18 protein-coding genes are annotated in these 18,395 nt (G+C 62.8%); 11 read left to right on the forward strand and 7 right to left on the reverse strand.

All coding sequences use genetic code 11. The annotated features are described in order from the left end of the window. Positions 1-155: 155 nt before the first annotated feature. Both PP4_RS29400 and PP4_RS20390 read left to right on the forward strand, forming a co-directional pair. Entirely contained in the window at positions 156-323 is a 168-nt protein-coding gene (locus PP4_RS29400; protein ID WP_016501052.1) for a hypothetical protein, read from the forward strand. Positions 324-367: 44 nt separating this feature from the next. After that, positions 368-2,521 carry a mechanosensitive ion channel family protein gene (locus PP4_RS20390; RefSeq protein ID WP_016501053.1) on the forward strand — a complete coding sequence of 718 codons (2,154 nt, stop codon included), beginning with the start codon at positions 368-370 and terminating at the stop codon, positions 2,519-2,521. A 117-nt stretch (positions 2,522-2,638) separates the two neighbouring features. Here the strand turns inward: PP4_RS20390 and PP4_RS20395 are convergent, their stop codons facing one another. Next, complete coding sequence (locus tag PP4_RS20395) at positions 2,639-3,352, reverse strand: UTRA domain-containing protein (RefSeq protein WP_016501054.1); 714 nt, start codon at positions 3,350-3,352, stop codon at positions 2,639-2,641. A gap of 328 nt (positions 3,353-3,680) precedes the next feature. Between PP4_RS20395 and PP4_RS20400 the strand changes: the two genes are divergently transcribed. The 6 genes from PP4_RS20400 to PP4_RS20425 all read left to right on the forward strand — a co-directional run bounded on the left by PP4_RS20400 (position 3,681) and on the right by PP4_RS20425 (position 8,966). Continuing rightward, entirely contained in the window at positions 3,681-4,739 is a 1,059-nt protein-coding gene (locus PP4_RS20400; protein WP_016501055.1) for an ABC transporter substrate-binding protein, read from the forward strand. A gap of 129 nt (positions 4,740-4,868) precedes the next feature. Then, complete coding sequence (locus PP4_RS20405) at positions 4,869-5,675, forward strand: alkaline phosphatase family protein (RefSeq protein ID WP_016501056.1); 807 nt, start codon at positions 4,869-4,871, stop codon at positions 5,673-5,675. Beyond that, positions 5,672-6,523 carry an ABC transporter permease gene (locus PP4_RS20410; RefSeq protein ID WP_016501057.1) on the forward strand — a complete coding sequence of 284 codons (852 nt, stop codon included), beginning with the start codon at positions 5,672-5,674 and terminating at the stop codon, positions 6,521-6,523. The genes PP4_RS20405 and PP4_RS20410 overlap by 4 nt, the downstream gene beginning before the upstream one ends. After that, the gene (locus PP4_RS20415; RefSeq protein ID WP_016501058.1) at positions 6,513-7,307 is read left to right on the forward strand and encodes an ABC transporter permease; all 795 of its coding nucleotides are present in this window, start codon (positions 6,513-6,515) and stop codon (positions 7,305-7,307) included. The genes PP4_RS20410 and PP4_RS20415 overlap by 11 nt, the downstream gene beginning before the upstream one ends. A 1-nt stretch (position 7,308) precedes the next feature. Then, positions 7,309-8,298 (forward strand): ABC transporter ATP-binding protein, encoded by a 990-nt coding sequence (locus PP4_RS20420; protein ID WP_016501059.1) that lies wholly within the window; start codon positions 7,309-7,311, stop codon positions 8,296-8,298. A 14-nt stretch (positions 8,299-8,312) separates the two neighbouring features. After that, a complete protein-coding gene (locus tag PP4_RS20425; RefSeq protein ID WP_016501060.1) occupies positions 8,313-8,966 on the forward strand; it encodes an HAD family hydrolase in 654 nt (217 codons plus the stop codon). Between the two features lie 120 nt (positions 8,967-9,086). On the opposite strand, the gene PP4_RS20430 is transcribed toward PP4_RS20425, so the two are convergent. Continuing rightward, positions 9,087-10,049, reverse strand: coding sequence for an NAD(P)H-quinone oxidoreductase (locus tag PP4_RS20430; RefSeq protein ID WP_016501061.1), 963 nt, complete (start codon positions 10,047-10,049; stop codon positions 9,087-9,089). Positions 10,050-10,189: 140 nt separating this feature from the next. On the opposite strand from PP4_RS20430, the gene PP4_RS20435 reads away from it, so the two are divergent. Both PP4_RS20435 and PP4_RS20440 read left to right on the forward strand, forming a co-directional pair. Then, entirely contained in the window at positions 10,190-12,271 is a 2,082-nt protein-coding gene (locus PP4_RS20435; protein ID WP_165605159.1) for a carboxy terminal-processing peptidase, read from the forward strand. Positions 12,272-12,389: 118 nt separating this feature from the next. Next, positions 12,390-13,358 carry an EAL domain-containing protein gene (locus PP4_RS20440; protein WP_016501063.1) on the forward strand — a complete coding sequence of 323 codons (969 nt, stop codon included), beginning with the start codon at positions 12,390-12,392 and terminating at the stop codon, positions 13,356-13,358. Positions 13,359-13,402: 44 nt separating this feature from the next. On the opposite strand, the gene PP4_RS20445 is transcribed toward PP4_RS20440, so the two are convergent. From PP4_RS20445 to pcaQ, 5 genes are all read right to left on the reverse strand, one after another. Then, complete coding sequence (locus PP4_RS20445) at positions 13,403-13,771, reverse strand: hypothetical protein (protein WP_016501064.1); 369 nt, start codon at positions 13,769-13,771, stop codon at positions 13,403-13,405. Further along, positions 13,768-14,106: a helix-turn-helix domain-containing protein gene (locus PP4_RS20450; RefSeq protein WP_016501065.1), complete on the reverse strand. Its 339-nt coding sequence runs from the start codon at positions 14,104-14,106 to the stop codon at positions 13,768-13,770. The genes PP4_RS20445 and PP4_RS20450 overlap by 4 nt, the downstream gene beginning before the upstream one ends. Positions 14,107-14,216: 110 nt before the next feature. Beyond that, entirely contained in the window at positions 14,217-14,657 is a 441-nt protein-coding gene (locus PP4_RS20455) for a YkvA family protein (protein ID WP_016501066.1), read from the reverse strand. 288 nt (positions 14,658-14,945) lie between these two features. Next, positions 14,946-15,710 carry an FKBP-type peptidyl-prolyl cis-trans isomerase gene (locus PP4_RS20460; protein WP_016501067.1) on the reverse strand — a complete coding sequence of 255 codons (765 nt, stop codon included), beginning with the start codon at positions 15,708-15,710 and terminating at the stop codon, positions 14,946-14,948. A 228-nt stretch (positions 15,711-15,938) separates the two neighbouring features. After that, a complete protein-coding gene (pcaQ, locus tag PP4_RS20465) occupies positions 15,939-16,871 on the reverse strand; it encodes a pca operon transcription factor PcaQ (RefSeq protein WP_016501068.1) in 933 nt (310 codons plus the stop codon). 177 nt (positions 16,872-17,048) lie between these two features. Here pcaQ and PP4_RS20470 point away from each other — a divergent pair, with 177 nt between their 5' ends. Beyond that, the gene (locus PP4_RS20470; RefSeq protein ID WP_016501069.1) at positions 17,049-18,383 is read left to right on the forward strand and encodes a hypothetical protein; all 1,335 of its coding nucleotides are present in this window, start codon (positions 17,049-17,051) and stop codon (positions 18,381-18,383) included. Positions 18,384-18,395: the final 12 nt, after the last annotated feature.

Raw genomic sequence — 18,395 nt, forward strand, 5'->3', positions numbered from 1 at the left:
CGCTCCCACAGGGACCGCACAACCTTCGGGAACTGCGCTGACCCTGTGGGAGCGGGCAAGCCCGCGAAGAGGCCGGGCCTGCTCAAGGTCAATCCCGCTTCGCTTGCCAAGCGCTATGCTTGTTACATGGCCCCACTGCAAAAGGATTGCTGTCCATGTCCCCGTTTCTGTCACTGTTCGTGCCGGTGTTCCTGTTCCTGATGCTGCTGACCATCGGCTTCAGCATGCGCGAGCGCAATATCGGTGTGCTGATGATGTGGATCGGCACCTTGGGCATCTTCGGCCTCACCTGCTGGAAGATCCTCGAGAAACTGCCGACATAAACCTCTACACTCGGTCAATCGTTTGACCTGAGGTAGATTTACCCGTGCCTGCCCTCCTGCGTTACCTGTTCCTTCTCTTGCTGTTGTTCATCACTCCGGTACAGGCAGCGGGCCTGCCCGGCCTGCTGGGCGGCAGTGCGCCCGCGCAACCGGAGGCCACCGAGCCACTGGGCAAGTCGCTGGACGAAGTGATCAAGAACCTGGAAAACGACCAGCAGCGGGCCAAGCTGCTGGCCGACCTGAAAAAGCTGCGCGACGCCACCAAGCAATCACAACCCAGCGTGGAACAGGGTGTGCTCGGCCTGATCGGCGGCGCCCTGCACGACCTCGAAAAACAGTTCAGCGGCGAGGCCAGCCCTTTCCACCGCTGGTCTACGGAAATCGAACAAGCCCAGGCCGAACTGACCGAACTGGTGGTGCCGGTGCACCAGTGGCCGGCGATCCTGTTCGGCTTTGCCGCCGTCATTGCCGTGTGGAGCGTGCTGGCCTACGCCTTCAACTGGGTCGGCCACCGGATACGCCTGCGCTTTGGCCTGAGCGAAGAACTGCCCCAACACCCGCGTACCTGGGACCTGGTGCGCTTTGCCCTGCGCAAGCTCGGCCCGTGGTTGGTGGCGCTGGTGTTCACCGTGTACCTGAGCTTTGTGCTGCCGCCGTCGCTGGGTAAGTCGCTGGCCATGGTGCTGGCCTACGCGCTGGTCGTCGGCACCTGCTTCTCGGCCATCTGCGTAATCGCCTTCTCGCTGCTCGACGGCCCGCACCGCCACCGCGCCCTGCACATTTTGCGGCACCAGGCATTCCGCCCGCTGTGGCTGATCGGCAGCTTCGCAGCGTTTGGCGAGGCCATGAGCGACCCGCGCATGCTGGTCGCACTGGGGACCCACCTGGCCCATGCCTTGGCGACCCTGGCCAACGTCATCGCCGCGCTGTGCACCGGGCTGTTCATTCTGCGCTTCCGCCGCCCGATCGCCCACCTGATCCGCAACCAGCCGCTGGCGCGACGCCTGACCCGCCGCACCCTCAGCGACACCATCGAGATCCTCGGCAGCTTCTGGTTCATCCCGGCGTTGATCCTGGTGGCCATTTCGCTGTTCGCCACCTTCGTCTCGGCCGGCGACACCAGCACCGCCCTGCGTCAGTCGCTGATGTGTACCGTGCTGGTGGTGGTGTGCATGGTGCTCAACGGGCTGGTACGCCGCCACGCCGCCAACCCCAAACGCGCCAACAAGCGGCAGGCCGTGTACGCCGAACGCCTGCGCAACTTCGGCTACCTGCTGGTGCACCTGTTCATCTGGCTGGTGTTCATCGAACTGGGCCTGCGGGTGTGGGGCCTGTCGATGATCAGCTTCGCCGAGGGCGACGGCCACGAAGTCAGCCTGCGCCTGATGGGCCTGGCCGGCACGCTGATCGTCGCCTGGCTGGTGTGGATCCTTGCCGACACCGCCGTGCACCACGCCCTGGTGCGCTCGCGCCGGGGCCTGGCCAACGCCCGCGCACAAACCATGATGCCGTTGATCCGCAACGTGCTGTTCGTGGTGATCTTCATCATTGCGGTGATCGTCGCCCTGGCCAACATGGGCATGAACGTCACCCCGCTGCTGGCCGGTGCCGGTGTGATCGGCCTGGCCATCGGCTTTGGCGCGCAATCGCTGGTGGCCGACCTGATCACCGGGTTGTTCATCATCATCGAAGACTCGCTGGCCATCGACGACTACGTGGATGTGGGCGGGCACCTGGGCACGGTGGAGGGGCTGACCATCCGTACCGTACGCCTGCGGGACATCGACGGCATCGTGCACACCATCCCGTTCAGCGAGATCAAGAGCATCAAGAACTACTCGCGGGAGTTCGGCTACGCCATCTTCCGTGTGGCCGTCCCGCACAACATGAACATCGACCAGGCGATCACGCTGGTTCGCGAGGTGGGGCAGAAGCTGCGTAATGACCCATTGATGCGCCGCAACATCTGGTCACCGCTGGAGCTGCAGGGGGTGGAGAGTTTCGAGTCGGGGTCGGCGATCTTGCGGGCCCGGTTCAAGACCGCGCCGATCAAGCAGTGGGAAGTGTCGCGGGCGTTCAACCTGGCATTGAAGCGGCAACTTGATGAAGCAGGCCTGGACCTGGCGACGCCGCGGTTGTCGGTACAGGTGGTGACTGCTGGTGGAGGTGGGATAGCGGAATCCGGTTCCTCCAGTTAGGTCCCTGTCGACGGCAAGCCAGCTCCCGCAGGTACTGCACAGGGCCTGAAGCCAATGCAATCAAGGTGGGCGCTGGCTTGCCGGCGATGGCCTGCAAAGCAGCCCCGGAATCCAGGATCAACCGGCCTGTGCACGGATGCGGATTGCATCGTGCCGCCAATACTCCAGGTCGCAGTCGATCAGGTGCCCATGCTGGTCGCTGTTGACCCGGGTGATTTGCAACCCCGGACTGCCCACCGACACCTTCAATGCCGCCGCCGCCTCCACCGGCAACGCCGTCGGCAGGATTTCGAAGCACACCTGCCCATACCGGATGCCATACACCCGTCCATAAATCTCGGTCAGCGACTGCGCCAGGTCGTGTTCGAGTATGTCCGGAAAGTACCGGGGGTTGAGGTAATGCTCGGCATACAGCACCGCCCGCCCGTCAATCCGCCGTAACCGGCAGATACGCACCACACTGGACAACGCCGGTAACAGCAAGCGCGCGCAGATGGCCGCCGAGGCCGGTTGCAGCCGTGCCGAGAGCAGTTCGGTAGTGGCCACACGGCCCTGGTCACGCACCATGGCATGGAAGTGACTGCGCTCGATCAGGTCGTAGGTCAGCCGCTGGGGAGCGACGAACCAGCCGCGGCGCTCTTCGCGGTAGATCAGGCCTTGGGCCTCCAGCTGCGCCAGCGCCTCGCGCAGGGTGATGCGCGTGGTGTCGAACACCTCGCTAAGCTTGCGCTCGGCCGGCAGCTTGCCGCCCGGCGCCAGCAGGCCGTGCTCGATCTGCTCCTGCAAGGCATGGCAGATGGCTGTTACCGCACGCGGTGGCATCGGCTGCATCAAAGGTTACCTATCTGGACTAGTCCAGCCCCAGAACAGGGCACTTGGAGATTAGTGCAAGCCTAGGCAGGGCTGATGAACATCCTGTGACAAGGCTGCCGAGGAGGCACTGCCAGAATCGGGCCAGCCCCGCAAAACCGGGGGTTAACCATGGTCTACGCTGTATTGCCAGGGGCCCATAGCCACCTGCACGGGCCCCTCCCTACATCAAATTGTCACGCAAGCGGCCTACCTTGGCTCAAGGTTTGCTGACCTAGACCAAAGGTTCCAGGCAACGGCTTCACTCATAACAACGATCGGTTAAAGGCACCCACCCAAGGAGCTACGGATGAAAAAGTTGTTCATGGCGTCACTGCTCGGTTCGGCCATCGCGTTCTGTACCTCGGCCATGGCCGAGGACCTCAAGGCCCTGGAAGATGCCGCCCGCAAGGAAGGCACCGTCAACAGCGTGGGCATGCCCGATGCCTGGGCCAACTGGAAAGGCACCTGGGAAGACCTGGCCAGCAAGTACGGCCTCAAGCACAGCGACACCGACATGAGCTCGGCCCAGGAAATCGCCAAGTTCGAAGCCGAGAAGGACAACGCCAGCGCCGACATCGGTGACGTGGGTGCCGCCTTCGGCCCCATCGCCGTGACCAAGGGCGTGAGCCAGCCGTACAAACCAAGCACCTGGGACCAGGTGCCGGAGTGGGCCAAGGACAAGGACGGCCACTGGGCGCTGGCCTATACCGGTACCATCGCCTTCATCATCAACAAGGACCTGGTGAAGGAAGAAGAACGGCCGAAAACCTGGCATGACCTGGAAAAAGGCAAATACAAAGTCGCCATCGGTGACGTAGGCACTGCCGCCCAGGCTGCCAACGGGGTGCTCGCCGCCGCCATCGCCTACAAAGGCGACGAAAGCAACGTGGCGCCCGGCCTGCAATTGTTCACCAAACTGGCCAAGGATAAGCGCCTGTCGCTGGCCAACCCGACCATCCAGACCCTGGAGAAAGGCGAGGTGGAAGTCGGCGTGGTGTGGGATTTCAACGGCCTGAGCTACCGTGAACAGATCGACCCCAAGCGCTTTGAAGTACTGATCCCGTCGGATGGCTCGGTGATCTCCGGCTATACCACGGTCATCAACAAGTACGCCAAGCACCCCAACGCGGCCAAACTGACCCGTGAATACATCTTCAGCGATGCCGGACAGATCAACCTGGCCAAGGGGCATGCCCGGCCGATCCGTGCCGAGCACCTGAAGCTGCCGGCAGATGTGCAGGCCAAGTTGCTGCCTAACGAGCAGTACGGTGCCGCCCAGCCGATCAAGAATGCCGAAGCCTGGGAAGCCACCTCGAAGAAACTGCCGCAGATGTGGCAGGAGCAGGTGATCATCGAGATGGAGTAAGGGGCTAGCTTGCCTAGTGCCTGACGCGGCCCCTTCGCGGGCACGCCCGCTCCCACAACCACCGTGCAAAACCCTGTGGGAGCGGGCATGCCCGCGAAGAAGCCACCGCGGTTTATGACTGGAGCCACCATGCAACACAACGTCATCCTGGTCCTGCTAGACGGCCTGAACTATCAGGTCGCCCACCACGCCATGGGCCACCTGCATGCCTATGTCGAGGCCGACCGCGCCGCGCTGTACCGCGTGGAATGCGAGCTGCCGTCGCTGTCACGGCCGCTGTACGAATGCATCCTCACCGGCGTGCCGCCGATCGACAGCGGCATCGTGCACAACAACGTCAACCGCCTGTCCAACCAGCGCAGCGTGTTTCACTACGCCCGCGAAGCCAACCTGGGCACCGCAGCGGCGGCCTATCACTGGATGAGCGAGCTGTACAACCGCTCGCCTTTCGACCCGCAGCGCGACCGCCACACCCACGCGCCGAAGTTGCCGATCCAGCACGGGCTGTTCTACTGGGACGACCGTTACCCCGATTCGCACCTGCTGGCCGATGGCGAATACCTGCGCCGCCGCCATGCCCCCAACTTCCTGCTGGTTCACCCGATGAGCATCGACGATATCGGCCACCGCCACGGCCTGGATAGCAGCCAGTACCGCAACGCCGCCCGCAGCGTCGACATCCTGCTGGCCGACTACCTGCCCGGTTGGCTCGAAGAGGGCTATCAGGTGCTGGTCACCGCCGACCACGGCATGAACAACGACCGCTCGCACAACGGTTTGCTGGCCGAGGAGCGCGAAGTGCCATTATTCGTCTTTGGCGACGCGTTCAGCCTGGACCCGGCGGCCAAGCCGTTGCAGACCGAGCTGTGCGGCACCATGTGCGAGCTGCTTGGCGCTGCCCACGACAAGACCGTGTGCCGGGAGCTGCTGAAGTGACGGCACCCAAGCGCAGCGGCGCCCGTGGCCGCTACCTGGCCCTGCTCTGCCTGCTGCCGTTTGCCGTGTTCTTTGTCGTCTTCCAGATTGCCCCGCTGGCCTGGGTAGCGATCAACAGCGTGCAATCGGAAGCGGGCTGGGGCGTCGAAAATTTCAGCAAGGTATTCAGCTCGAAGTTCTACCTGCAGGCCCTGCAACGCAGCCTGGAAATCAGCTTCTGGTCGAGCCTGTTCGGCATCGTCATCGCCACCCTTGGCGCTTATTCGCTGCGCCAGGTGGACTCGAAACTGCGCGACTTCGTCAGCGCCTTCGCCAACATGACCAGCAACTTTGCCGGGGTGCCGCTGGCCTTCGCCTTCATCATCCTGCTCGGTTTCAACGGCGCGCTGACGCTGCTGCTGAAGCAGATCGGCCTGCTGGAAGACTTCAGCATCTACTCCAAAAGCGGGCTGATCCTGGTGTATGCCTACTTTCAGATCCCGCTGGGCGTGTTGCTGCTCTACCCCGCCTTCGACGCCCTGCGTGAAGACTGGCGCGAGTCGGCCGCGCTGCTCGGTGCCAATCACTGGCAATACTGGCGGCATATCGGCTTGCCGGTGCTGACCCCGGCACTGCTGGGCACGTTCGTCATCCTGCTGGCCAATGCCCTGGGCGCCTACGCCACCGTGTATGCGTTGACCACCGGCAATTTCAACGTACTGCCGATCCGCATCGCTGGCCTGGTGGCCGGCGACATCAGCCTCGACCCCAACCTGGCCAGCGCCCTGGCGATGGTGCTGGTGGGGCTGATGACGCTGGTCACGGTGGTGCATCAATGGCTACTGAAACGGAGCTACCATGCGCGCTGACACCCGTTCCGGCGGCCGGTACCACCGCATCGTGGTCTACCTGCTGTTCCTGATCCTGCTGTTGCCACTGGCCGGCACCCTGCTCTACTCGCTGGCCACCAGCTGGTCGGCCAGCCTGCTGCCCAGCGGTCTGACCCTGAAATGGTACGTGGCGCTATGGAGCGAGCCGCGCTTCCTGGCCGCCTTCGGCCAGTCGCTGCTGGTGTGCATGGGCGCGCTGCTGCTGTCGGTGGTGCTGATACTGCCGCTGCTGTTCGTGGTGCACTACCACTTCCCACGGCTCGACGCGCTGATGAACATCCTCATCCTGCTGCCGTTCGCGGTACCGCCGGTGGTGTCGTCGGTGGGGCTGCTGCAGCTGTATGGCAGCGGGCCGATGGCCATGGTCGGCACGCCCTGGATCCTGATCGGCTGCTACTTCACCATCGCCCTGCCGTTCATGTACCGGGCCATTAGCAACAACCTGCAGGCGATCAACCTGCGCGACCTGATGGACGCCGCCCAGTTGCTCGGCGCCAGCACCTGGCAGGCCGCGCTGCTGGTGGTGCTGCCAAACCTGCGCAAGGGCCTGATGGTGGCGCTGCTGCTGTCGTTCTCGTTCCTGTTCGGCGAGTTCGTGTTCGCCAACCTGCTGGTCGGCACCCGCTACGAGACCCTGCAGGTGTACCTGAACAACATGCGCAACAGCAGCGGCCACTTCAACAGCGCACTGGTGATCTCGTACTTCGCCTTCGTGCTGGTACTGACTTGGGTCGCCAACCGCCTGAACAAGGACAAGACCTGACATGAGCTTCGTCAGCGTACAGAAACTGCAGAAAAGCTACGCCGGCAGCCCGGTATTCGAGAACATCGACTGCCACATCGAACGCGGCGAGTTCGTTACCCTGCTAGGCCCGTCCGGCTGCGGCAAGTCCACCCTGCTGCGCTGCATCGCCGGGCTTACTCCGGTAGACAGCGGGCAGATCCTGCTCGACGGCCACGACATCGTGCCGCTCAGCCCGCAAAAGCGAGGGATTGGCATGGTGTTCCAAAGCTACGCGCTGTTCCCCAACATGACCGTGGAACAGAACGTAGCCTTTGGCCTGCGCATGCAGAAGGTCAAGGCCGACGAAAGCCAGGCCCGGGTGCGCGAGGTGCTGGCGCTGGTGGAGCTGGGCAACTTTGCCGGGCGCTACCCGCACCAGCTGTCTGGCGGCCAGTGCCAGCGCGTGGCCCTGGCCCGCTCGCTGGTTACCCGTCCGCGCCTGCTGCTGCTCGACGAGCCATTGTCGGCACTGGATGCGCGTATTCGCAAACACCTGCGCGAGCAGATTCGTGCCATCCAGCGTGAACTTGGGCTGACCACCATCTTCGTCACCCACGACCAGGAAGAAGCGCTGACCCTGTCCGACCGCATCTTCCTGATGAACCAGGGGCGTATCGTGCAGAGCGGCGATGCCGAAACCCTCTACACAGCGCCTGTGGACCTGTTTGCCGCCGGCTTTATCGGCAACTACAACCTGCTCGACGCCGACAGCGCCAGCCGCCTGCTGCAACGCCCGGTGGCCAGCCGCCTGGCGATCCGCCCGGAGTCGATCACCCTGGGCGTGAATGGCGAACTGGACGCAGAAGTACGCAGCCACAGCCTGCTGGGCAATGTAATTCGCTACCGAGTGAACGTGCGCGAGGTGGAACTGGTGGTCGACGTGCTCAACCGCTCGCCAGCCGACCTGCACGCGGACGGAAAACGCGTTAGCTTGTCCATCGACCCGACAGCGCTGCGGGAAGTGGCTTAAGGAGATTCAACACAATGGCACTGGCAATTTTCGATCTGGACGAAACCCTGATCCACGGGGACTGTGCGTCGCTGTGGAGCGAGCAGATGGCCCGGCTGGGCTGGGTCGACGGCAAGGACTTCCTGCGCCGCGACCGTGAGCTGATGGAGGCCTACGGCAAGGGCCACCTGCAGATGGAGGACTACATGGCCTTCAGCCTGGAGCCGATCGCCGGGCGTACCCTGGAGGAGGTCGAGCATCTGGTTGAGCCATGGGTCGAGGACGTGATCGAGCCCATCATCTACGGCGACGCCTGCCGCTGCATTGCCGAGCACCGCCAGCGTGGGGACCGCATTCTGATCATATCCGCTTCGGGGACGCACCTGGTCGGGCCCATTGCGGCGCGCCTGGGGGTGGATGAATACCTGGCGATCGAGCTGGAGGCGGTGAACGGGGTGTATACGGGCAAGACTCACGGGGTACTGACCTACCGCGAAGGCAAGATCACCCGGCTGCTGGAATGGCTGGATCAGGAGCAGGAGAACCTTGAGGGGGCGAGTTTCTATTCCGATTCACGCAATGACCTGCCGCTGTTGCTGAAGGTGGATCACCCGCATGTGGTGAACCCGGATGCGGTGTTGCGCGAGCATGCCCAGACCAATGGCTGGCCGATCCTGAGCTGGACCTGACTTTGTAGCGCCTGTTCTGGCCCTATCGCCGGCAAGCCAGCTCCCACAGGTCCGTAACAGGCCTTCGATCCTGTGGTGAACCTGTGGGAGCTGGCTTGCCGGCGATAGGGCCGGGCCTGCTTATGAAAGGCTTGGGTCGATCACCATTACCAGCTTGCCCGAGACCTGGTTGGTCTCAAGCTCGGCATACGCCGCCTGGGCGAACTCCACAGGATAAGTATCGACCAGCTGCGGCGACAAACGCCCTTCGGCGAACAGCGGCCACACGTGCTGTTGCAGCTCGCGCAGCAGCTCGGCCTTGAAGCCGTCGTCACGGTTGCGCAGCGTAGAGCCGGTAATCTCCAGGCGCTTGCCCAGCACCTGGGCCAGGTCCAGCTCAAACTTGCGCCCACCCATCAGGCCGATGATCACCCAACGGCCGTCACGGGCCAGCAGCTTGAGGTTGAGCTCACCGTAGCTGGCGCCCACCGGGTCGAGAATGACGTCGAACGGCCCGAAACCTTCCAGTGCATCCAGGTTCTCGTTTCGTACCACACCCCCCGCAGCGCCCAGCGCTTCGCAATAGGCCAGGCGATCCGGCGAGCCGACGCTGACCCACACCGGGCTGCCGAATGCCTTGCACAGCTGGATGGCAGCCGAACCAACGCCACTGGCGCCAGCATGCACCAGCACCTTCTCACCGGCCTTCACACCCCCCAGCTGGAAGATGTTCAGCCAGGCGGTGGCATACACCTCCGGCAACGCTGCCGCTTCATGCAGGCTGAGCCCTTCGGGCACCGGCAGTACATGACGGGCATCGACCACCACTTCCTCGGCCATGGCACCGCTGGCCAGCAGTGCGCACACACGGTCGCCCACGCGCCAGTCGGCGCCGGCGCCCACTTCCTCGACCACACCGGCGCATTCCAGGCCCATGTACGGGCTGGCGCCTGGCGGTGGCGGGTACAAACCTTTCATCTGCAGCAGATCGGCGCGGTTCAGGCCCGCAGCAGCCACGCGAATGCGCACTTGGCCCGCGTCACAGGCCGGGCGTTCGGCCTCGACCCACTCCACATGTCCGTCAACGCCTTGCAATGCCTTCACAGTGCCTCCATAGTTGAATCATGACTGGGCCTGGGGAACGCACACCCCAGGCTTTTTGCAGTATTTGCCCGGTTCCATGGAACCGGCAACGGAAAAGACGGCCTACTATGCGTGATCAATTGCCTCCACGTCGAATCAGCATGAAGCATTTCCTCCCAAGCACCGCCCTCGCTGTAATGATCGGCCTGGGCAGCCTCGCGCTCGGCGGCAATGCAGCGGCCGCCAACAAGTGGGACGGCCTGCAGCCGGACCGCGACGAGATCGTCGCCAGCCTCAACGTGGTGGAATTGCTCAAGCGCCACCACTACAGCAAGCCGCCCCTGGACGATGCCCGTTCGGTCATCATCTACGACAGCTACATCAAGCTGCTGGACCCTGCGCGCAGCTACTTCACCGCTGCCGACATTGCCGAATTCGACAAGTGGAAAACGCAATTCGACGATTTCCTCAAGAGCGGTAACCTGGACCCGGGCTTCACCATCTACAAACGCTATCTGGACCGCGTCAAGCAGCGCCTGGACTTCGCCCTGGCCGAGCTGAACAAAGGCGTGGACAAGATCGACTTCACCGCCAAGGAAACCTTGCTGATCGACCGCAAGGACGCCCCGTGGATGAAGGACCAGGCCGAGCTCGACGACCTGTGGCGCAAACGCGTCAAGGACGAGGTGCTGCGCCAGAAGATCGCCGGCAAGGAACCCAAGCAGATCCAGGAAACCCTGACCAAGCGCTACAAGAACCAGCTGGCGCGCCTGGACCAGACCCGTGCCGAGGATATCTTCCAGGCCTACATCAATACCTTCGCCCAGTCCTACGACCCGCACACCAACTACCTGTCACCGGACAACGCCGAGAACTTCGACATCAACATGAGCCTGTCGCTCGAAGGCATCGGCGCTGTGCTGCAAAGCGACAACGACCAGGTCAAGATCGTGCGCCTGGTGCCGGCAGGCCCGGCAGCCAAGACCAAGCAGGTAGCCCCGGCCGACAAGATCATCGGCGTGGCCCAGGGCAACAAGGAAATGGTCGACGTGGTCGGCTGGCGCCTGGACGAAGTGGTCAAGCTGATCCGTGGCCCGAAAGGCTCGGTGGTACGCCTGGAAGTCATCCCGGCCAGCAATGCGCCGAGCGACCAGACCAGCAAGGTCGTGTCGATCACCCGTGAAGCGGTGAAACTTGAAGAGCAGGCGGCGAAAAAGTCGGTGCTCAAGCTCAAGCAGGACGGGCGTGACTACAAGCTGGGCATCATCGAGATCCCGGCCTTCTACCTCGACTTCAAGGCCTACCGCGCCGGTGACCCGGAGTACAAGAGCACCACGCGTGACGTGAAGAAACTGCTCACCGAACTGCAGAAGGAGAAAGTCGACGGCGTGGTCATCGACCTGCGCAACAACGGCGGCGGCTCGCTGCAGGAAGCCACCGAACTGACCAGCCTGTTCATCGAGAAAGGCCCGACCGTACTGGTGCGCAACAGCGACGGCCGCGTCGACGTGCTGGAAGACGAAAACCCGGGGGCCTTCTACAAGGGCCCACTGGCGCTGCTGGTCAACCGCCTGTCGGCCTCGGCGTCGGAGATCTTCGCCGGCGCCATGCAGGACTACCACCGCGCGCTGATCATCGGTGGCCAGACCTTCGGCAAAGGCACCGTGCAGACCATCCAGCCGCTCAACCATGGCGAGCTGAAGCTGACCCTGGCCAAGTTCTACAGGGTTTCCGGGCAGAGCACCCAACATCAGGGCGTGCTGCCGGACATCGACTACCCGTCGATCATCGACACCAAGGAAATTGGCGAGAGCGCCCTGCCCGAGGCCATGCCATGGGACACCATTCGCCCGGTCGTCAAGCCGGCGGCCGACCCGTTCAAGCCTTACCTGGCCATGCTCAAGGCGCAACATGAAGCGCGCAGCGACAAGGATGCCGAGTTCACCTACATTCGCGACCGCCTGGCCCTGACGCAGAAGCTGATGACCGAAAAAACCGTCAGCCTCAACGAGCAGGATCGCCGTGCACGCCACGACGAAATCGAAGCCAAGCAGCTGGCGCTGGAAAACATCCGCCGCAAGGCCAAGGGTGAAGAGCCGCTCAAAGAGCTGAAGAAAGAGGACGAAGACGCGTTGCCGGTCGAAGATGAAAACACCAAGCCGGAGGACGACGCCTACCTGTCAGAAACCGGTCGTATCCTGATCGACTACCTCAGCGCCAGCACCAAGGTGGCCAAGAAGTAAGGCGCAGCGGCGGTGATGGCAGAATAATGTGATCTGTCATCAAACAGTCATCGCGCTGTCGTGAAATACGGGGGCCGGGCATGCAGATGCCCGGCCCTTTCATTTTCAGGAATACGTCATGACCGTCGCCGAACAGCTCAGTGCCTTGAGTGCCATCCTGGCTCAACGCAGCATTCACAGTCTGTTCCAGCCGATCATGTGCCTGAGCGAACAACGGGTTTTCGCCCATGAAGCGCTGAGCCGCGGGCCGTCCAACAGCCCGCTGCATGCACCGCTGAACCTGTTCAGTATCGCCCGCCAGGCCGGCCGCCTGACCGAGCTGGAAGCCGCCTGCCGGGAAAGCGCCTGCCGGCGCTTCAGCGAGCAACAGCTGCAGGGCAAGCTGTTTCTCAACATCTCGCCCGAATCGTTGCTGGAGCCACACTACCCGTCCGGCCTTACCCTGAAGCTGCTGGAGCAGGTCGGCCTGCCGCCCAGCCGGGTGGTGATCGAGCTGACCGAGCACACCCCGACCGACGATTTCCAGCTGCTGTCCAATGCCCTGCACCACTACCGCGACATGGGCTTTTCGATTGCCCTCGACGATCTGGGCGCGGGTTACTCGAGCTTGCGCCTGTGGTCGGAGCTGCGCCCCGAATACGTGAAGATCGACCGCCACTTCATCGACGGCATCCACCGCGACCCGCTCAAGCGCGAGTTCGTTGGCTCGATCTTGCAGATTGCCAGGGCATCGAAGGCACAGGTGATTGCCGAAGGCATCGAGCTGGCGGAGGAGCTGGCGGTGCTGACGGAGATGGGTGTGGACCTGGTGCAGGGCTACCTGCTGGGGCGGCCGCAGGAGTTGGGGGTGCGGGAAAGCTGGCCTTTACCGACGCCGATGAGCGCGCCTCTGGCTGGACAGCCGACGGTGCGGCTCAATGCGACGCTTGGGCAGTTGCTGGAGCTGTTCGAGCGGCATCAGCACCTGGAGGCATTGGAGCTGGTGGATGCTGATGGCAACGGTTGTGGATTGATCCACCGGCATGGTTTGCCTGCCCTGGCCCTATCGCAGGCAAGCCAGCTCCCACAGGTTCACCACAGGCCTTGAGCCTCGCGCTGTATCTGTAGGAGGGAGCGCGCTGATGCTGACAATCAGGCTGTTTCCGGGTAGCTGTACTCGAACACCCGAACCACCTCGGAAGCATGCCACGACGCCGCCTCCATGCCATCGACCGGCCCGGCAAAGCGCCCCAGCCGTTCGACACATTCAAAGAAGCCGGTACGCGGCAAACGGCTGGCACCCTGGCTGATCACCAAGGAGCTGCGCAACGGCTGCTCGGCACGGGCATCCAGTACCGCCAGGTACTCCAGCGCAGCGGTCAGCGTCTGCATGGCAGGGCTAGGCAGTTGCAAACGCTCGATCAGCGCTCGGTAGGTCAGCAAGTGACGTTGACGACGGGCCAGGTCAAGCTCGCCCAGCAGGTTATCCCAGTGCTGACGGCTGATCCTGACCTGGCTCATGATGGCTCGCTCCAGCCAGCCACCCCCAGATGCCAGGCCAAGGCGCGGCGGATGGCAGCATCCGGCTGGCGTTCGCCCGACTCGATCATGGCCAGATACGCCGGGCTCACCCCGACATTGCGCGCCAGTTGCTCAGGGGCAATCCCTTTGGCCTGGCGAATCTGCGCCACTTCGCTGAACGCCGGCAATGGCGCCACGGCAGCTGAGCCAGGCTCTTCGCTGACGACCGCCTCGGCAGGCGCCTGCCCCGCCGCCTTGAGCAGTGCCTGGTACTGCTCCCAGGGAACGACGGCGTACTCGGGTTGACCGTCCCGGCTAATGACCTGAATACCCATTACAAACCCCTTAAAAAAGGATTACAGCATGTAATCCGTAGGCATAACCCTTATGCCAATTATATTACCAACTCCGGGGTCTGTCCGGTTGAGTGCAGTTCAGGCTGTTTTCAATGCGTGTTGCGCTCCAGCCCCAGCGCTTGTGGGGTAGCCGGCAGGCGCTCGACCACGCGCAGCCGCTCGGGTGCCTGGCTGTCGCGCCAAGCCTTGAAGCGCGCCAGTTCGTCGGCCACGGTCTTCAGCACCCAGCCCAGCACCGCGATGTCATCGAGAAAACCCACGCCCAGCAACCAGTCGGGTATGGCATCGATGGGGCTGACGAAATACAGCAGGCCGGCCACGATGGTGACCAGGGCCTTGGGGCTGATGGCGCGGTATTCGCCACGCCACCACGCCAGGCACAGCGACTGCAGCAGTTTCACGTCCTCACGCAACCGGCCGATGCGTGGGCCTTTGCGGGCCACTGCAAACAGCAGGGCCGGTAGCCGACCACGGCTGAGCAGGCGCTCGGCCAAGGGCAGGAAACGGGCAAAATTCCAGGGTGCGCTCATGGAGCCTCCAGGCGGAACAGGTTATCCACATTTATTGTGGATAACCTTGTGAACAGGGTCGCGTTTCTGAGCCCAGGTGCCTGCCAGGCAAGGCCCACGGTCAGATCGGGCGTTTTTTACACAACCGTTTCAAGCCGTGGGTACCTAGTCGCAAACGATTTGCGCCAGAAACATCCTACATCTACTAGCTGCATTTCCTCGGACAGTATCAGTTGTTGCTGGTTCGTCCAATCGCCACAAACGAAAACGCCCCGTCAGGACGGGGCGTTTTGCAAGAACCAACCAGTGTTACTTGGCAGGTGCTTCAGCAGGTGCTTCAGCTGGAGCCTCGGCTTCCGGCTCGCCGCCCTGCAGCTGGGCCGGATCCTTGATGGCGATCAGTTCCAGGTCGAACACCAGTACCGAGTTCGCCGGGATCAGCGGGCTTGGGCTTTGTGCGCCGTAGGCCAGTTCAGCCGGGATGAACAGCTTGTACTTCTCGCCAACGTGCATCAGCTGCAGGCCTTCGACCCAACCCGGGATCACACCGCTGACCGGCAGGTCGATCGGGCTGCCACGCTCGACAGAGCTGTCGAACACCTTGCCATCGATCAGCTTGCCTTCGTAGTGGACAGTGACCACGTCGGTCGGCTTTGGCTGCGGGCCATCAGCCTTCTTGACCACTTCGTACTGCAGGCCCGAGGCAGTGGTGACCACGCCTGGCTTCTTGGCGTTTTCTTCGAGGAACTTCTTGCCGGCGGAGGCGGCTTCTTCGCTGGCCTTGGCCAGGCGCTCCTCGGCGCGTTTCTGCAGGGCGGTGAACGCCTCTACCAGCTCTTCGTCCTTGATGCGTTGTTCTTTCTTGCCAACGGCGTCTTCGATACCGAGGGCGACCGATTTCGAATCAAGGTCTTCCATGCCTTCCTGAGCCAGGCTCTTGCCCATGTTCAAGCCGATACCGTAGGAGGCTTTCTGCGCCGGAGTCTTCAGCTCGGGGCTGCTGGCCTGTTGATCACAGCCAGCCAGTACCAGGCCTACCAGGGCAACCGCAGCCGCCAAACGATGCTGTTTCATGCTATTTCCTTGTTCATGCGCCATAAGGGCAATCAGGGTAAAGCCGCGAGCTTAGCAGGCGGCCATGACCAATGGCTACCGGCATAGGAGCGGGTTTTGGTAAGGAAGTTCAGTAGTTAAACGGTAATTCATGCTGGGCTTGCAGCCACTGGCCAGTATTGACCGGTTGTGCCATTTTTGCCCGGTTCTACAGGGGATTTATTTCGCTGGACTCTGAAAGGCCTGCACTCAGGGGTAGTTGCCGTCCCGGTACTCCCCTGCCACCTCGCGCAACACCTCGCACACCCACTGCCCAGGCAGGCTCTGCGGCAAGGCGGCATTGCGGCAGATCCCCACCGAGCCGCCCGGCTCGCGCACGCCCAGGTCGAGCTCGACCAGCTCACCACGGCGCAGGTCGAGCAGCACCGCGTCGCGCGGCGCTACCCACAACGCATCGCTGCCCAGCAGGTAGCGCCGGCTCAGGGCCAACGACAGGGTTTCCAGGCGCTGCGCCGGCATCTGGATGCCGCATTGCACAAACAGGCTGTCGGCATGCTGGCGGATGGTGGTGCCCGCCGGCGGCAACACCAACGGGTAACGCCCGACCTTGGCGCGCTCGACCGGCGTGGCGGCCAGCAGCGGGTGGCCCGGGCGTACCACCAGGCTCATCGACTCGCTGTACAGGTGCTCGAACGAAAGGCCCTGGATCTGCGGGCTGTCGGTCATGCGCCCGACCACCAGTTCCAGCTCACCCAGACGCAGTTGGCCGAGCAGCTGCGCGCTGACCCCCGTGGCCACACTGATGACCAGCGCTTCATGGCGCTGGTGCAGGCGGCACAGCACCTCGGGCATGAGCAGGCCCTCGACCGTCGACAGCACGCCAACGCGCACCTGCGACGGCGCCCGCGCTTCGCCACGCAAGCTACTGACGCCATCGCGCAGGGCCTGCACGCTGGGCCCGGCATACCGCATGAAACGCGCTCCGGCCGGGGTCAGCTCGACGCCCTGGCGGCTGCGCGCGAACAGGCGCGCTTCCAGCAGGCCTTCGAGTTCCTTGAGGGTCTTGGAAATTGCCGGCTGGCTGATCGCGAGCACGTCGGCAGCCCTGGCCAGGCTGCCCTGCCGGGCAATCTCCAGGAAGCACAGCAGGTGGCGGTATTTGATGCGGGTGTCGAGGTTCATGGCAGCAAGCTTACCGCATCGCTACCTGCGGCGTATCCAGGTCTGCCGCACCGTACTCACCCCTGCCCTTGCATACCCAGGCCGGTGACGCACCTGTCACTTCTGCCAGTAGCCGATCCAGGCCAAGCATCGCTCAATAGGCGTTCAGCGGTTTAATTGTGAATGGAGCCCAACGCCATGATCCGACCCAAGAAGCACTTCCCTTCTACCCAAGCAGTGCCGCCCTCTCTCCAGGCTCTTCAGCAGCAACCCGTAGCCCCCATCGATCTCAGTTATGGTGACAAAGGCCATGCCCACTTCACCCAAAGCGGCCGCGGCAACCTGGGGGGTACGACCAGCGTACTGAGGAGCAAAGTGCGTCCGGCCCGGTTCTATGTGACTGGGTATCAAACCGATCCCGATGGGCTAAACAGTGTTTTCATCGCCTGCCTGGACGCAAGTGGAAAGCTTGACACCACGTTCAATGGTAGCGGCATGTTCAAGTTCACCACAGAGACCACGGACCGCTACCTGAACGCCACTGGAGTAGTAGAGGACGTGACGGGCAATCTGCTGGTGACTGTGGAGCTTTTTGGGGAAACCACTTCTCATTTGTGGAAGCTGATTGCGAAAGGCGAACCCGATCCGGGCTTTGGTCAAGGAAAGGGTTATATCGACACACGTGCCTTGTTCGGTGCAGATCTTATGCTGGACAAAGTGGCCTGCCACCAGGAAGGGCTGGTGGCGACCGCGGCTCGATACGAAGCAGGGGATTCCAACGCGGTGGTTGTCGCCCTGGACAGCAATGGTAGAAGGGACCCCCTATTCGGTGAAAATGGGCTGCTGGCGTTGAGCGATCTGATTCCCGAAGGTTCACAGCACAGCCTTGAAGGCATTGCCGTCATCTCCCCAACTGCGGGGATGCAGCGCATCGTGATCTGCACTTACGTGGAAAGCGATTCGGGCTGGTATTCAGTAACGAGTGGCTTGTCGCTGACGGGGCGTCTCGATGACAAATTCGGCGAGGTGGGCCACCACTGGTCAGACGAGGGGATCATCAATAGCGGCTTCACGGTAGAAGACAGCAGCCAACGCATCACATTGTACGGCCAACACTACTCGGTCGACGACGATCGCAGCCAACCGACCATCTACCGGCTGGACTATGCTGGCGAACCTGCCCGCGAGTTCAACCAAGGGCAGGTAGTGCGTTTCCTCGTCGACGGCGGGTGGGCCCATATTGAAGAAACCGAGGGGGGGCTAATGGGGTACGGTGGCTTCTTTACCTTCAACATGGCAGTGCGCTACCAATCAGACGGCCAACTCGATACCCGCTTCGTCTCCCCGCACGGCTACGGTCAGTTTGGCGCGTTTTCGCAGGAGGATGGTTTCTATACCGCCGAGAATTCGGTAGTAGTCGATACCGTGAATCAGCGCATGGTGGTGAGCGGAGAAGACGTACAGCAGGGCTACCGACTTCCCTGCCTGCTCGCCCTCTCTCTGAAAACCGCTTCTGTAGTGCGTCACGACTGAAGCGGGCAGGCT

The sequence above is a fragment of the Pseudomonas putida NBRC 14164 genome, assembly GCF_000412675.1.
Lineage (GTDB): Bacteria > Pseudomonadota > Gammaproteobacteria > Pseudomonadales > Pseudomonadaceae > Aquipseudomonas > Aquipseudomonas putida.

What these genes read in the sequence shown, in the direction of transcription:
- PP4_RS20450 (WP_016501065.1), bottom strand. Translation starts at nt 14,106, where the DNA reads ATGGGTATTCAGGTCATTAGCCGGGACGGTCAACCCGAGTACGCCGTC.
- PP4_RS20425 (WP_016501060.1), top strand. Translation starts at nt 8,313, where the DNA reads ATGGCACTGGCAATTTTCGATCTGGACGAAACCCTGATCCACGGGGAC.
- PP4_RS20440 (WP_016501063.1), top strand. Translation starts at nt 12,390, where the DNA reads ATGACCGTCGCCGAACAGCTCAGTGCCTTGAGTGCCATCCTGGCTCAA.
- PP4_RS20445 (WP_016501064.1), bottom strand. Translation starts at nt 13,771, where the DNA reads ATGAGCCAGGTCAGGATCAGCCGTCAGCACTGGGATAACCTGCTGGGC.
- PP4_RS20435 (WP_165605159.1), top strand. Translation starts at nt 10,190, where the DNA reads ATGAAGCATTTCCTCCCAAGCACCGCCCTCGCTGTAATGATCGGCCTG.
- PP4_RS20420 (WP_016501059.1), top strand. Translation starts at nt 7,309, where the DNA reads ATGAGCTTCGTCAGCGTACAGAAACTGCAGAAAAGCTACGCCGGCAGC.
- PP4_RS29400 (WP_016501052.1), top strand. Translation starts at nt 156, where the DNA reads ATGTCCCCGTTTCTGTCACTGTTCGTGCCGGTGTTCCTGTTCCTGATG.
- PP4_RS20460 (WP_016501067.1), bottom strand. Translation starts at nt 15,710, where the DNA reads ATGAAACAGCATCGTTTGGCGGCTGCGGTTGCCCTGGTAGGCCTGGTA.
- pcaQ (WP_016501068.1), bottom strand. Translation starts at nt 16,871, where the DNA reads ATGAACCTCGACACCCGCATCAAATACCGCCACCTGCTGTGCTTCCTG.
- PP4_RS20470 (WP_016501069.1), top strand. Translation starts at nt 17,049, where the DNA reads ATGATCCGACCCAAGAAGCACTTCCCTTCTACCCAAGCAGTGCCGCCC.
- PP4_RS20415 (WP_016501058.1), top strand. Translation starts at nt 6,513, where the DNA reads ATGCGCGCTGACACCCGTTCCGGCGGCCGGTACCACCGCATCGTGGTC.
- PP4_RS20400 (WP_016501055.1), top strand. Translation starts at nt 3,681, where the DNA reads ATGAAAAAGTTGTTCATGGCGTCACTGCTCGGTTCGGCCATCGCGTTC.
- PP4_RS20395 (WP_016501054.1), bottom strand. Translation starts at nt 3,352, where the DNA reads ATGCAGCCGATGCCACCGCGTGCGGTAACAGCCATCTGCCATGCCTTG.
- PP4_RS20455 (WP_016501066.1), bottom strand. Translation starts at nt 14,657, where the DNA reads ATGAGCGCACCCTGGAATTTTGCCCGTTTCCTGCCCTTGGCCGAGCGC.
- PP4_RS20405 (WP_016501056.1), top strand. Translation starts at nt 4,869, where the DNA reads ATGCAACACAACGTCATCCTGGTCCTGCTAGACGGCCTGAACTATCAG.